Below are 12,954 nucleotides of genomic sequence, written 5' to 3' on the forward strand. Positions count from 1 at the left end.
TTGTCCGGCACAGATGTGCGGGATGCCAGGCTCGTGACAGTGCATGATCATGTCAATACGGCGGGTGAGGGCGCGCGGGGCACGCACGCGAAAGCCGCCGGTGCCCGGTGGGGCACCAGCGGCTCAGGAGGCCTGCGGGGCGGGCGTCAGACCGCCATGTTGTCCGCGAGCTCCTCGGACAGGTTGGACTCGGTGCCCGGAATGCCCAGGTCCTGCGCCCGCTTGTCGGCCATGGCGAGCAGGCGGCGGATCCGGCCCGCCACCGCGTCCTTGGTCAGCGCCGGGTCGGCGAGCGCGCCCAGCTCCTCCAGGGAGGCCTGCTTGTGCTCCATCCGCAGCCGGCCCGCGGCCGCGAGGTGCTCGGGCACCTCGTCGCCCAGGATCTCCAGGGCGCGCTGCACGCGGGCGCCGGCCGCGACGGCCGCGCGGGCCGAGCGGCGCAGGTTCGCGTCGTCGAAGTTGGCCAGGCGGTTGGCGGTGGCGCGCACCTCGCGGCGCATCCGCCGCTCCTCCCAGGCGAGCACCGATTCGTGTGCGCCCAATCGGGTGAGCAGTGCGCCGATCGCGTCGCCGTCGCGCACCACGACCCGGTCCACGCCGCGCACCTCGCGCGCCTTGCCCGCGATCTGCAGCCGGCGCGCCGCGCCGACCAGCGCGAGCGCGGCCTCCGGGCCCGGGCAGGTCACCTCCAGGGAGGAGGAGCGGCCGGGCTCGGTGAGCGAGCCGTGCGCGAGGAAGGCCCCGCGCCAAGCGGCCTCGGCGTCGCAGGTGGCCCCCGAGACCACCTGCGGCGGCAGGCCGCGGATGGGACGGCCGCGGCCGTCCACCAGGCCCGTCTGGCGGGCCAGCTGGTCACCGCCGGCGACCACCCGCACCACGTACCGCGAGCCGCGCCGCAGGCCGCCGGGGGCCATCACGATCAGCTCCGAGCTGTGCCCGAAGATCTCCAGAATGTCCCGCTTGAGCCGCCGGGCGGCCATCGCGGTGTCCAGCTCCGCCTCGATCACGATGCGGCCGCTCACCAGGTGAAGGCCTCCCGCGAACCGCAGGATCGCCGAGACCTCTGCTTTTCTGCAGCAGGTCCGGGTGACGGGGAGCCGGGAGATCTCGTCCTTCACCGCTGCCGTCATCGCCATGGGCCGATCCTTCCATGCATCCGAAAAATACGGTCGTACGCGGCTGCCAGGAGCTCCGGGTCGTGCCTCGGAGTCCCGTCGGGCCGGGCCACCGGCGCCAGCTCGACCGTGGCGCCGAGCCGCTTGGCGGCATCGGTCAGTGACTCACGGTCGGGCACGGCGGCCTCGTCGGCCAGCACCACGTCCAGGGCGAGTTTAGGGGCGTGTCGGGCCAAAACCTCCAAATGACGCTGCGGAGAGAAGCCTTCGGTTTCTCCCGGTTGCGGAGCGAGGTTGAGCGGGAGGACCTTGCGGGCCTTCGTCTCGGTCAGCGCGTCGAGCAGATCCGGCACCAGCAGGTGCGGGATCACCGAGGAGAACCAGGAGCCGGGGCCGAGCACCACCCAGTCCGCGTCCAGGACCGCGGCGACCGCCTCGGGGACGGCCGGCGGGTCGTGCGGGACCACGTGCACGGACTGGACCTCGCCGGGGGTGAGGGCCACCGTGGCCTGGCCGCGGACGGTGTCCACGTCGTCCGGGCGCTCCGGGTCGTGGCCCCGGACCAGGGCCTGGAGCTCCAGCGGCACGGCCGACATGGGCAGCACCCGGCCCTGCGCGCCGAGCAGCCTGCCGACCAGGTCGAGGGCCTGGACGTGGTCCCCGAGCTGCTCCCACAGGGCGACGATCAGCAGATTGCCGACCGCGTGCTCGTGCAGGTCGCCCTTGGACTGGAAGCGGTGCTGGATGACGCGGGACCAGGTCTGGCCCCAGTCGTCGTCGCCGCACAGCGCGGCGAGCGCCTTGCGCAGGTCGCCGGGCGGCAGCACGCCGAGCTCGTCGCGCAGGCGGCCGCTGGAGCCGCCGTCGTCGGCGACCGTGACGACGGCGGTGAGGTCCCCGGCCCCGGTGATGCGGCGCAGCGCGGCGAGCGAGGCGGAGAGCCCCATGCCCCCGCCGAGCGCGACCACCTTCGGCTGGGTGCCCCGCTTGCGGCCCAGTCGGCTCAGGCGGACGGTCCGGCGGTTCGGTGTCACTCTCGCCCCATGTCCCGGTGGACGATGACCGTCTCCACGCCCTCGGACGCCAGGCGCGCCGCGAGCTTCTCCGACATGGCCACGGAGCGGTGCTTGCCGCCCGTGCAGCCGACGGCGATCGTCACGTACCGCTTGCCCTCGCGGCGGTAGCCCGCGGCGATGAGCTGGAGCAGCTCGGCGTACCGGTCGAGGAACTCCTTGGCGCCGGGCTGGTTGAAGACGTACGCGGCGACCTCCTCGTTCTGGCCGGTGTACTGGCGCAGCTCGGGGACCCAGTGCGGGTTCGGCAGGAAGCGCATGTCCACGACGAGGTCCGCGTCGACCGGCAGGCCGTACTTGAAGCCGAACGACATGACGGTGGCCCGCAGCTCGGGCTCCTCCTCGCCCGCGAACGAGGCGTCCATCTTGGCGCGCAGCTCGTGCACGTTCAGGCTGGAGGTGTCGATGACCAGGTCGGCGTCGCCGCGCAGCTCGCGCAGCAGGTCGCGCTCGGCCTCGATGCCGTCGACGATGCGGCCGTCGCCCTGCAGCGGGTGCGGGCGGCGCACCGACTCGAAGCGGCGCACCAGGGCCTCGTCGGAGGACTCCAGGAAGACGATGCGCCGCGTGACGTTCTTCGACGCCAGCTCCGCGAGGGACTCGCGGAGATTGTCGAAGAAGCGCCGGCCGCGGACGTCGACGACGACCGCGATACGGGCGACGTTGCCCTGCGAGCGGGCGCCGAGCTCCACCATGGTGGGGATCAGCGCGGGCGGCAGGTTGTCGACCACGAACCAGCCGAGGTCCTCCAGACACTTGGCGGCCGTGCTGCGCCCGGCTCCTGACATGCCGGAGATGATCACCAGCTCGGGGATCGCGGCGTCCGGCACTCCCGGCGTCTCGATCGGCGTGCCCGCACTCACTTGCTCTCCACCTTCGTCGTGCTCGGTCATGTCTCCTGCCCCCGTCGTTCCTCCGAGGTGCCCGCGGTCACGGGCTCCTCCTCTTCCATGATCTCTCCGGTCGCCGTGTTCACGGCGGGCGCGGCGGGTGCCGCCCGGGCGAGGGCCACCACGATGGCCTCGGCCGTCTTGCGGCCGACGCCCGGAACCTCGCAGATCTGGTCGATTGTCGCGGATCGGAGCTTCTTCACCGAACCGAAGTGCTTGATCAGCGTCTGCTTGCGCGCGTCGCCGAGGCCCGGCACGTCGTCCAGCGGGCCCGCCCGGAAGCGCTTGGCCCGCTTGGTGCGCTGGTAGGTGATGGCGAAGCGGTGGGCTTCGTCACGCACGCGCTGCAGGAGGTAGAGGCCCTCGCTGGTGCGCGGCAGGATGACGGGGTCGTCCTCCTCGGGGACCCAGACCTCCTCCAGGCGCTTGGCCAGGCCGCAGACCGCGATGTCGTCGATGCCGAGCTCGTCCAGGGCCCGGCGGGCGGCCGCGACCTGGGGCTGGCCGCCGTCGACCACGACGAGCTGGGGCGGGTAGGCGAAGCGCTTGGGGCGGCCGTCCTCCTCGGTGGGCCCGAGATCGGCGATCTCCCCGGTCTCCTCGTCCACCCACTCCCCCGTCTTCTCCTTCTCGGCGAGGTACCGCTTGAAGCGGCGCGTGATCACCTCGTGCATGGAGCGGACGTCGTCCTGGCCCTCGAAGCCCTTGATCTGGAAGCGGCGGTACTCGCTCTTCCTGGCCAGGCCGTCCTCGAAGACGACCATGGAGGCCACCACGTCGTCGCCCTGGAGGTGCGAGATGTCGTAGCACTCGATGCGCAGCGGAACGCTGTCCAGCTCCAGGGCGGCGGCGATCTCCTCCAGGGCGCGCGAGCGCGTGGTCAGGTCGGAGGCGCGCTTGGTCTTGTGCAGGACGAGGGACTGCTGGGCGTTGCGCGCGACGGTCTCCATGAGGGCCTTCTTGTCGCCGCGCTGCGGGATGCGCAGCGAGACGTTGGCGCCGCGGCGCTCGGTCAGCCACTCCTGGACCGGCTCTGTCGGGTCCGGCAGGGCGGGGACGAGCACTTCCTTGGGCACGGCGTCGCCGCTCTCCTCCCCGTACAGCTGCTGGAGGGCGTGCTCGACGAGGTCGCCGCTGGTGACCGCCTCGACCTTGTCGGTGACCCAGCCGCGCTGGCCGCGCACGCGTCCGCCGCGGACGTGGAAGATCTGCACGGCGGCCTCCAGCTCGTCCTCGGCGAGGGCGATGAGGTCCGCGTCCGTGGCGTCGGCGAGGACGACGGCGCTCTTCTCCATGGCCTTCTTGAGGGCGTCGATGTCGTCGCGCAGGCGGGCCGCCCGCTCGTACTCCATGTCCTCGGCGGCGTCGGCCATCTGCCGCTCCAGGCGGCGGATGTAGGTGCCCGTGCGGCCGGCCATGAAGTCGCAGAAGTCCTCGGCGAGTTCGCGGTGGTCCTCGGGGGTGATGCGCTCCACGCAGGGCGCCGAGCACTTGCCGATGTAGCCGAGGAGGCAGGGGCGGCCGGTGCGGGTGGCGTTCTTGAACACGCCCGCGGAGCAGGTGCGGACGGGGAAGGCGCGCAGCAGGAGGTCGACCGTGTCGCGGATCGCCCAGGCGTGGCCGTACGGACCGAAGTAGCGCACGCCCTTCTTCTTCGCGCCGCGCATCACCTGCACGCGCGGGAACTGTTCGTTCATCGTCACCGCGAGGTAGGGATAGCTCTTGTCGTCGCGGTACTTGACGTTGAACCGGGGGTCGAACTCCTTGATCCAGGAGTACTCCAGCTGCAGCGCCTCGACCTCGGTGGTGACCACCGTCCACTCGACGGAGGCGGCCGTGGTCACCATGGAGCGGGTGCGCGGGTGCAGCCCGGCCAGGTCCTGGAAGTAGTTCGCCAGGCGCTGGCGCAGGCTCTTGGCCTTCCCGACGTAGATCACCCGGCGGTGCTCGTCGCGGAATTTGTAGACCCCCGGGGCGTCGGGGATCTGTCCCGGCTTGGGGCGGTAGCTGGAAGGGTCGGCCATGTCGGACAGCCTACTGGCGGGGGCTGACAGCGCGGGCCTGCGTCCGGCCGCCCGGTGCGCAGCGCGCTCGCGTGGCCCGGGCGAGGTCAGCCGGTGCGCACCACGATCACGTCGCCCGGTGCGAGCCGGTCGTACAGCAGCCGGGCGTCGGCGGTGCGCAGGCCGAGCCAGCCCCGGGTGATGTCCCGCTCGCCGGGCGCCTTCTCGTCGTAGGTCAGCGCGACGACGTAGTTGGTGCGCCCGTCCGGCGTGCGCAGCTCGACGACCCACGGCAGCGTCAGGTCGTACTCCCCTCCGAGGCCGAAGTCCCCGGCGGGCAGCCGCTTTTCGCGGTGCAGGGCGACGACGGTCATCCGGCCGGCCGGGGTGGGGTGGCGGGCGCTGCCCGCGGAGACGGGCAGCGTGCGGTCGCCGACGGTCATCCGGTGCCGGGACAGGTCGACGGTGGCGGCGGGCGCCCGGGTGCCGTCGGTGGCGACCGGTGCGGGCGTGCGGTGCGGGCGGTCGTCGGGCCCGGAGAGCAGTCCCGCGGTGACCGTGGCGGCGACGGCGGCGGTGGCGAGGGCCGCTCCGGCGACGGCGGTACGGCGCCTGCGGCGGCGCCGGACGGCCCGGCGGCGGATCTCGGCCCCCGGCCCGGGGGGCGGCGTCTGGTGGTCGGCCGCCAGGTCCCGGAGCGCGGCGCTCAGGTCATCGGACACGGCCACCCTCCTTCGCGCTCCGCTCGTCGTCGCCGTCCCGCCCCGCGGACAGCTGCGCGGCGAGCGCCGCCCGGCCCCGCGAGAGGCGGGCCTTGACCGTTCCGACGGGCGAGCCGGTCTCGGAGGCTACCTGCTCCACGCTGAGGTCGCACAGGTGGTGCAGCACGACGGCCGTGCGCTGCGCCTCCGGCAGGGTGCGCAGGGCCTGCACCAGGGCGGTGTGCTCGGGACCCGGGCCGGGGACGCGGTCGGCGGGCGGGTTCCTGCGCACCAGGTCGAGCCAGCGCCTGGCCCGGCGCCAGCGGCTCACCGCGAGGCGCAGGGCGACCGTGCGGATCCAGGCCTCGGGGGCCTCGTCGGCCAGGAAGCTGTCGCGGCGGTCCCAGGCGCGGACGAACGCCTCCTGGACGACGTCCTGCGCCTCCCCGTGGTCCCCGGTCAGGGCGTACAACTGGCCGACCAGGCGCGGGAAGGCGGTGGTGTAGAACGCGTCGAACTCGTCCTCCGTCATGCCCCCGCGCCCCTGTCCGGCCCCGCCGGATCACGTGATCCGCGACCGGTGTGCGACCGGTCCGGAAATTCCTGCGTCTCGTGTGCAACCTGCCGCGTGCCCCGTGCGTACATGTCGCGTATATCGAAACACAGCCCAGGGGGACGGATGACCACAGGAATGACGGCGGGACACGGCACGCGCGCGTGGGGAGCGGCGGCGGTGCTCTGCTCGCTGGTGCTCGCGGGGTGCTCCGCGCCGCAGGGCGCGGACGGGGGGCGGTCGGCCCGCCCGGAGCCCGCGTCGACGGCGGCGGACCGCGCGGCGGCCGCGCGGCAGCAGCCCGCGAAGAAGCCCGCCCCGGAGCCGGCGGCCCTCAAGGACGTGCGGATGAATGTGTCCGACGGCCAGACGGTGGGCGTCGGCATGCCGATATCGCTGACCTTCGCCCGCCCGGTGCCGGCCGGGGAGCGGGCCGCGGTGGAGCGGCGCCTGAAGGTGACCGCGGACCCCGGCGTGACGGGGTCGTGGAGCTGGGTCAAGGACCGCAATCTGCACGACGGGCAGCGCGTCGACTACCGGCCCCGCGCGCCGTGGAAGTCCGGCACGCGGGTCACCGTGCGGGCCGGGTCGGGGGACGCCAGGACGTTCGCGGTGGGGCGCTCGCTCGTCGCGACCGTGGACGTGCGCAGCCACACGATGACGGTGGTGAAGGACGGCAGCACGCGCCGGGTGAAGGTCACCGCGGGCGCGCCCGGCATGGACACCTGGAACGGCACGATGGTCGTCCTCGACAAGCAGTCCCGGGTGCTGATGGACTCCCGGACGGTGGGCTACGGGAGGGCGTACAAGGACTACTACAACTACGCGGTGCACCTGACGACTTCGGGCACGTACCTGCACGAGAACCCGAACGCGAACGCGGCCGCCGGGGAGAGCAACGTGACGCACGGCTGCATCGGCCTGCCCACCGACGGGACCGCGCGGCGCTTCTACGACGAGGTGATACCCGGCGACATCGTGCGGGTCGTCGGCTCGAAGGAGACCGTGGCGCCGGGCAACGGCTACGGCGGCTGGAACGTCGACTGGACGCGGTGGCGGGCGGGCAGCGCGCTGCGCTGACGCCCGGAGGCGGACTCCACGGCAGCGGCGGCCGGCGTCCCGGCCGCCGCTGCTGTGCCCCGCGGGCCTTCCCGGGTCAGTCCCGCCGCGCCGCGCGGCGGCGCACGAGGGCCGTCCCGGAGATGCCGAGGGCGATCAGGGCGCCCGCGCCGGCCACCGAGGAGGCCACCGTGACCGGGCCGCGCACGGAGTCCGCCGCAGGCTGCGCGGTGTCGTAGCCGCCGGCCTTGCCCGACTTCTCGTACGCGGAGCCCGGCAGCTTGTCCCCGTACGCCCGCTGGACCCGTGCGCGGTAGGCGGCGAGCGAGGTGCCGTCGGCGCCCACGGCGCGGACCGCGTCCCGGTCGAGGGGCAGCACGCGCGCGTGGTCGTCGTCCTGGACGTACCAGGCGTTGATCTGCGGCTCGTGGAAGACGGTGCCGCCGGGCAGCTTGCGGTGGCCCACGCGCGCGTAGTGGGTCTCGTCGTCGCCGGTGGCGATGTTCACGACCTGCCAGGAGCCGCCCTGCCGGGCGGTCCACAGGGAGGCCTCCTGGCCGTCGGAGGAGACCGCCTTGCTGGCGAGGAACTCCAGGCGGGCGACCGGCGCGCCCTTCTTGCCCGCGACGAAGTCCGGGGAGAGGTAGTAGACGGGGACGGCCGCGCCCTCGATCCGCGGGTCGGCCGCGGTGCGGGAGAGGGTTCCCTCCCGGGCGAAGAAGCGGGAGAGCGTGTCGAGGGTCCGGGGTGCGGCGGCCGCGCGGTGGGCGGCGTCGCGGGTGGCGGCCGACGGCGCGGCGGGTCCCGAGTCGGCGGAGGCCGCCGGTCCCGCGAGGCCGAGCAGGAGGGTGGCGGCCGTACCGGCGAGCGCGGCCCTGGCCAGGTGGCGGGGAAGGTGACGGGTCATCGCTCTCACGCCCCGATCCGGTAGAGCGAGTGGGTCCAGGAGAAGGTGTTGTTGTCGACGTACCAGGCGTGCGAGGCCCAGTTGTAGCGGTCGTTGGAGGGCCAGGGGTCGCCCCAGTAGACCCAGCTGCTTGCGTCGTCGTAGCCGTACAGGACGTGCATGTGCCCGCCGCCGTTGGACCACTGGATGCGGGTCTCGACCGGGCGGCCCGCGTCGATCTCGGCCTGCACGGTCGGGTAGCGCAGCCAGCCGGTGACGTACGAGCCGGGGTTGATGCCCGCCCAGCGCAGGCCGCTCTGCACGTTGCCGAGGGTGGCCTGATTGTTGGGGCACTCGGTGTTCTGGTTGCGGCCGAAGGCGGCGTTGCAGAACTGGTTCTGGCTGTAGTTGCGGCCCAGGAAGGTCGCGATGGTGTTGCCGCCCGCGGCCCAGCACCAGTTGGTCTTCTGCTGGGCCTGCATGGTGATGTTCAGCCGCTTGGCGGCCTGGACCTGGACGGACGGGCCGGCGGCCTCGGGTGCGGCCGACGGGACGGGGGCGGTGTCGAGCGGGGCCGCCGTGGCCGTGGCCACGGGGGCGGCGAACAGGGCCGCGGCGACGACGGCGAGAGCGGAGAGGCGTCTTTGCCTGCCGCCGCGGCTCCTGGTCTGTGGTGGGCGCATCGCGTTCCTCCCGAGCGAGGTGGGGTGTGGAGGAGCGCGTCCGGACGCTGCGATTGAGCATCGAGTGTTGTCGGGTGCAGGTCAACACGCTTCAATGCGGAATTACTTGGGGCGTGAACGGCGGCGTACGGATGTGAACGGGGGCCGTGCGTCCACCTGGCAGCCCGCCCCCACCGGCGCGAACGCCGGAACCGCACGAGTGAACGTTCACAGAAGGAGTCCGCTTTGCGGCACGGCACACGACTCGCGGACGAACGCAGCACGCACGAGGGCCCCGGCGACCGGATCGACGCGCACGCCTGCGGCGAGCACGGCGGGCGCGACGACCACGGGGACCACGAAGCCGACGGCGACCGCGCCACGGTCCCCCCGCAGGGCACCCCGTCGCCCCCGGCCGCCCCCGACGCCGCCCCCGACGGCGGCGTGCCCGCCGACCTGGCGGCGGCCCTGCGCACCGGCCCGTTCCATCTCGCGCTGCGCACCGCGATCGCCGCCCGGCGGCTGCCCCTGCAGCGCATCCGCCACCATCTGTCCCGGCACGGCGTCAACGTCGGTGTGACCAGCCTGAGTTACTGGCAGCAGGGCGCCCGCAGGCCGCAGCGCGCCGAGTCCCTGCGGGCCGTCCGCGCCCTGGAGGAGATCCTGCAGCTGCCGGAGGAGTCACTGATCCGGCTGCTCGTCCGCCCCGCCGAACGCGTCGACCGGGCACGGCCCGCCGCCCGCTCCTACCGCTCCCTGGTGGAGGCGTCCGACGTGCTGCGCTCGCTCCTGGCCGAGCTCGGCTCCCCCGTCGACGGCGGGCTGCACACCATCGGCCACCACGAGCGGGTGCGGATCGGCGCCCGGCGCGAGCTGGTCGGCCGCGAGTCGCAGCACGTGGTGCGCGCCCACCGGGACGGCGTGGACCGCTATGTGGCCATCCACCACGGCGATCCCGGGTGCGCGCCCGGCCGGGTCCTGGTCCGCGCCCTGGAGAACTGCCGGACGGGGCGCGTGCGGTGGCACGAGGGGACGGGCGTGCTCGTCGCCGAACTGCTCTTCGACGCGCGGCTGCGCGCGGGCGACACCCATCTGTTCGGCTACGGCTTCGAGGACGGCACGGCCGGACCCGCCACCGAGTACCAGCGGGGCTTCACCTACGGCGGCGGCCAGTACGCGCTGCAGATCCGCTACGACGAGGCGGCCCTGCCCGTGCGCTGCCACCGCTTCACCCAGCACTCCGCGGCCGCCCCGCGCGGCGGGCGGCAGGAGCTCACGCTCAGCGGCAGCCACCGCTCGGTGCACCTGGTGGAGCCGCAGGTGCGGGCGGGGATCGTCGGGATCGCGTGGGACTGGGACTGAGCGGGCCGGGTCCGCGGCCCGCGGTCAGTCCTTCTTCGCCGGGCCCGCGACGATCTTGCCGTCGGTCACCTTCACCGGCAGTTCGGCGAGCGGCTCGACGGCCGGTTCGTGCAGCACCTTGCCGTTCGTGGCGTCGAACTGGCTGCCGTGGCACTGACAGATCAGCTTGTGCCCCTCCAGCTTGTTGATCGGGCAGCCCGCGTGGGTGCAGATCGTGCTGTACGCCGTGTACCGGTCCTCGGTGATCCGGCTGACGACCACGTGCTGGTCCGGGTACAGCTTCGAGGCGCCGACCTTCACCTCGTCGGACGCGCCCAGGTCCACCGGCGCGGTCGGCGCCGACCGGTTGCCGCCCTCGCCGGACGAGCAGGCGGTGAGCCCGAGCCCGGCGGCCGGAGCGAGAGCGGCGGCCCGCAGCACGGTGCGGCGGGCGTGAGGCGTGCCGGACATGGTGTCTCCACAGGTCAGGGGCGTGCGTCGGTGACGGATCAGACGATACCGGTGCACAGTGCCACGACCGCGCCGGGCGCGGCCCCCGCGAGGGTGGCGGCCCCTGCGCGCCCCTGCCGTGGCGTCGTACGACCGGGTCCGGCGCGAGCGCGCCCGAGTGCCGCCCGCTTCCGCCCGCGGCCCCGCGCACGGCCTAGCCTGAGCGGGGCGCCGCGCCCGCGTGCCGCGACGCCCGAGCCGAGCCAGGCAGCGCCCGAGAGGAACCACCCGTGATAGTCGTCGCAGGAGAGGCCCTGATCGACCTCGTGCCGCAGGACACGGACGGCGACGCGGGGCTGCCCGCGCTCGCGCCGCGCCTCGGCGGCGGGCCGTACAACACCGCCGTGGCGCTCGGCCGGCTCGGCTCGCCCGTCGCCTTCTGCTCGCGGGTGTCCCGGGACGCGTTCGGCGAGGCGCTGCTGGACGGTCTCCGGGCGGCCGGGGTCGACGTGTCGCCGGTGCGGCGCGGGCCCGAGCCGACGACGCTCGCCGTCGCCTCGATCGGCGCGGACGGCTCGGCCGGGTACTCCTTCTACGTCGAGGGGACGGCCGACCGGCTCTTCGAGGCGCCGGACCGGCTCCCCGAGGGGGTACGGGCCATGTCGTTCGGCACCTGCTCCCTCGTCCTGGAGCCGGGAGCGAGCGCGTACGAGAAGCTGCTGCGGCACGCGGCGGCGCGCGGTGTCTTCACGGCGCTCGACCCGAACGTGCGCGCCGGGCTGATCCCCGACGCGTACGCCTACCGCGCGCGGTTCAGGGGCTGGCTGCCCTCGGTGTCGCTGCTCAAGCTGTCGCAGGAGGACGCCGACTGGCTCGGCGGCAGCCCCCGGGAGTGGCTCGCGGCGGGGCCCGCGGCCGTGGTCGTCACCCGCGGCGGCGACGGCATGTCGCTGTACACGCCGGACGGCGGGGAGCTGCGCGTGCCCGGCGAGGCGGTCGACGTGGTGGACACGATCGGTGCGGGCGACACCGTCAACGCGGCGCTGCTGCACGGCCTGGCGGCACGGGACGCCCTGTCGGCCGGTGCGCTGGCCGGCCTGGGCGTCGAGGGCTGGACCGACGTACTGCGGTTCGCGGCCCGTGCGGCGGCCCTGACCTGCTCACGGGCGGGTGCGGAACCGCCGTACGCCGCCGAGCTGGCCTCGCCCGGCCGATGAGTTCCGCCCCGCCGCGCCGTTTGCACGGGTGTCCCCTCCCGGACGGAGGGGAGGCCGGGGACGAGCGATGCGCCGCGGCACGTGGCGGAGCCGGTCCCCGTCGGGAGCCGGCCGCCTCCGGCCTCAGCCGTTGACCGCGTGCAGACCGCCGGGCCTGCGGCCGTTGAGCCGGTCGAGGGCGCCCGCCGTGGCCGGGTCGGCCGGGACGTAGACGATCAACCGCTGCGGGTCGCTGTCGGGCAGCGCGAGCGTCTCGTACTCCAGGCGGAGCGGACCGGCGTCGGGGTGGGTCAGCCGCTCGACGCCGCTGCGCCGGGGCAGTACGGGCGCACCGGCGAGCCGGTCGGCGAAGGGGGCGCCCGCGTAGACCGTCAGCTCGTCGGTGAAGGCCCGCACGTGCGGGTCGTCCAGCATCGAGTCGGTCTTGAGGTGGCCGACCATGTCGTCGGCGAAACGGTCCCAGTCGGGGTAGGCGGTGCGGGCCCGCTCGTCGGTGAAGACGAACCGGGCGAGGTTGGGGCGTTCGCCGTCCAGGACGCCGAGCGGCCCGGCGATCCGCCGGTAGCCCTCCGTGCAGGCGAGGACGTCGGCGAGGCGGTTGAGCAGGACGGCGGGCGCGGGCTCCAGGGTGTCCAGGATGGCGCGCACGGTGGGGCGGACCGACTCCGCGGGCGGCACGGCCGCGGGGCAGCAGGGGTCGTTGCCGCCCGCCTCCTTCTCCAGGCGGCGCAGGTGGATGCGCTCCTCGACCCGCAGCCGCAGCGCGTCGGCGAGCGCGCCGAGCACCTGGGCCGACGGGTGGCGGTCCCTGCCCTGTTCGAGCCGGGTGAGGTATTCGACGCTGATCCCGGCGAGGGTGGCGACCTCGGAGCGGCGCAGGCCCGGCGTGCGCCGGCGGGGGCCGCTGGGCAGCCCGACCTCGGTCGGCGTCACGGCTTCCCTGCGCAGGCGCAGGAAGGCGCCCAGTTCGTTGTCGCTCACCGGTCGTCGCTCACCGTACGGAC

At 74.1% G+C, this 12,954-nt stretch carries 13 protein-coding genes; 3 read left to right on the plus strand and 10 right to left on the minus strand.

Translation table 11 applies throughout. From position 1 onward, the window contains the following. Nucleotides 1-146: 146 nt before the first annotated feature. The 6 genes from whiA to ACFYXE_RS33180 all read right to left on the minus strand — a co-directional run bounded on the left by whiA (nucleotide 147) and on the right by ACFYXE_RS33180 (nucleotide 6,314). Nucleotides 147-1,136, minus strand: coding sequence for a DNA-binding protein WhiA (gene whiA / locus ACFYXE_RS33155; RefSeq protein ID WP_361175154.1), 990 nt, complete (start codon nucleotides 1,134-1,136; stop codon nucleotides 147-149). Continuing rightward, a complete protein-coding gene (gene yvcK / locus ACFYXE_RS33160; protein ID WP_361175157.1) occupies nucleotides 1,127-2,149 on the minus strand; it encodes a uridine diphosphate-N-acetylglucosamine-binding protein YvcK in 1,023 nt (340 codons plus the stop codon). The genes whiA and yvcK overlap by 10 nt, the downstream gene beginning before the upstream one ends. Further along, nucleotides 2,146-3,081 (minus strand): RNase adapter RapZ, encoded by a 936-nt coding sequence (rapZ, locus tag ACFYXE_RS33165; protein WP_389318993.1) that lies wholly within the window; start codon nucleotides 3,079-3,081, stop codon nucleotides 2,146-2,148. Before rapZ ends, yvcK begins: the two co-directional genes overlap by 4 nt. Further along, nucleotides 3,078-5,102 carry an excinuclease ABC subunit UvrC gene (gene uvrC / locus ACFYXE_RS33170; protein ID WP_389318995.1) on the minus strand — a complete coding sequence of 675 codons (2,025 nt, stop codon included), beginning with the start codon at nucleotides 5,100-5,102 and terminating at the stop codon, nucleotides 3,078-3,080. Before uvrC ends, rapZ begins: the two co-directional genes overlap by 4 nt. An 86-nt stretch (nucleotides 5,103-5,188) precedes the next feature. After that, nucleotides 5,189-5,803, minus strand: coding sequence for a L,D-transpeptidase (locus ACFYXE_RS33175; protein ID WP_389318997.1), 615 nt, complete (start codon nucleotides 5,801-5,803; stop codon nucleotides 5,189-5,191). Continuing rightward, nucleotides 5,793-6,314: a SigE family RNA polymerase sigma factor gene (locus ACFYXE_RS33180; RefSeq protein WP_389318999.1), complete on the minus strand. Its 522-nt coding sequence runs from the start codon at nucleotides 6,312-6,314 to the stop codon at nucleotides 5,793-5,795. The genes ACFYXE_RS33175 and ACFYXE_RS33180 overlap by 11 nt, the downstream gene beginning before the upstream one ends. A 147-nt stretch (nucleotides 6,315-6,461) precedes the next feature. Here ACFYXE_RS33180 and ACFYXE_RS33185 point away from each other — a divergent pair, with 147 nt between their 5' ends. Continuing rightward, the gene (locus ACFYXE_RS33185) at nucleotides 6,462-7,415 is read left to right on the plus strand and encodes a L,D-transpeptidase (protein WP_389319001.1); all 954 of its coding nucleotides are present in this window, start codon (nucleotides 6,462-6,464) and stop codon (nucleotides 7,413-7,415) included. Nucleotides 7,416-7,491: 76 nt separating this feature from the next. On the opposite strand, the gene ACFYXE_RS33190 is transcribed toward ACFYXE_RS33185, so the two are convergent. Together ACFYXE_RS33190 and ACFYXE_RS33195 are read right to left on the minus strand one after the other, a co-directional pair. Further along, on the minus strand, nucleotides 7,492-8,301 hold the full coding sequence (locus tag ACFYXE_RS33190; RefSeq protein WP_361175174.1) for a hypothetical protein: 810 nt from the start codon (nucleotides 8,299-8,301) through the stop codon (nucleotides 7,492-7,494). Between the two features lie 5 nt (nucleotides 8,302-8,306). Continuing rightward, entirely contained in the window at nucleotides 8,307-8,963 is a 657-nt protein-coding gene (locus ACFYXE_RS33195; protein WP_389319003.1) for a papain-like cysteine protease family protein, read from the minus strand. A gap of 423 nt (nucleotides 8,964-9,386) precedes the next feature. On the opposite strand from ACFYXE_RS33195, the gene ACFYXE_RS33200 reads away from it, so the two are divergent. Continuing rightward, nucleotides 9,387-10,304 (plus strand): hypothetical protein, encoded by a 918-nt coding sequence (locus ACFYXE_RS33200; protein WP_389319160.1) that lies wholly within the window; start codon nucleotides 9,387-9,389, stop codon nucleotides 10,302-10,304. A 24-nt stretch (nucleotides 10,305-10,328) separates the two neighbouring features. On the opposite strand, the gene ACFYXE_RS33205 is transcribed toward ACFYXE_RS33200, so the two are convergent. After that, a complete protein-coding gene (locus ACFYXE_RS33205) occupies nucleotides 10,329-10,754 on the minus strand; it encodes a Rieske (2Fe-2S) protein (protein WP_389319005.1) in 426 nt (141 codons plus the stop codon). Nucleotides 10,755-11,023: 269 nt separating this feature from the next. Between ACFYXE_RS33205 and ACFYXE_RS33210 the strand changes: the two genes are divergently transcribed. After that, the gene (locus tag ACFYXE_RS33210; RefSeq protein WP_389319007.1) at nucleotides 11,024-11,950 is read left to right on the plus strand and encodes a carbohydrate kinase; all 927 of its coding nucleotides are present in this window, start codon (nucleotides 11,024-11,026) and stop codon (nucleotides 11,948-11,950) included. 123 nt (nucleotides 11,951-12,073) lie between these two features. On the opposite strand, the gene ACFYXE_RS33215 is transcribed toward ACFYXE_RS33210, so the two are convergent. Further along, nucleotides 12,074-12,931: a helix-turn-helix domain-containing protein gene (locus ACFYXE_RS33215; RefSeq protein ID WP_389319009.1), complete on the minus strand. Its 858-nt coding sequence runs from the start codon at nucleotides 12,929-12,931 to the stop codon at nucleotides 12,074-12,076. Nucleotides 12,932-12,954 lie beyond the last annotated feature (23 nt).

It is taken from the genome of Streptomyces sp. NPDC002564, from assembly GCF_042889645.1.
Classification (GTDB): Bacteria; Actinomycetota; Actinomycetes; order Streptomycetales; family Streptomycetaceae; genus Streptomyces.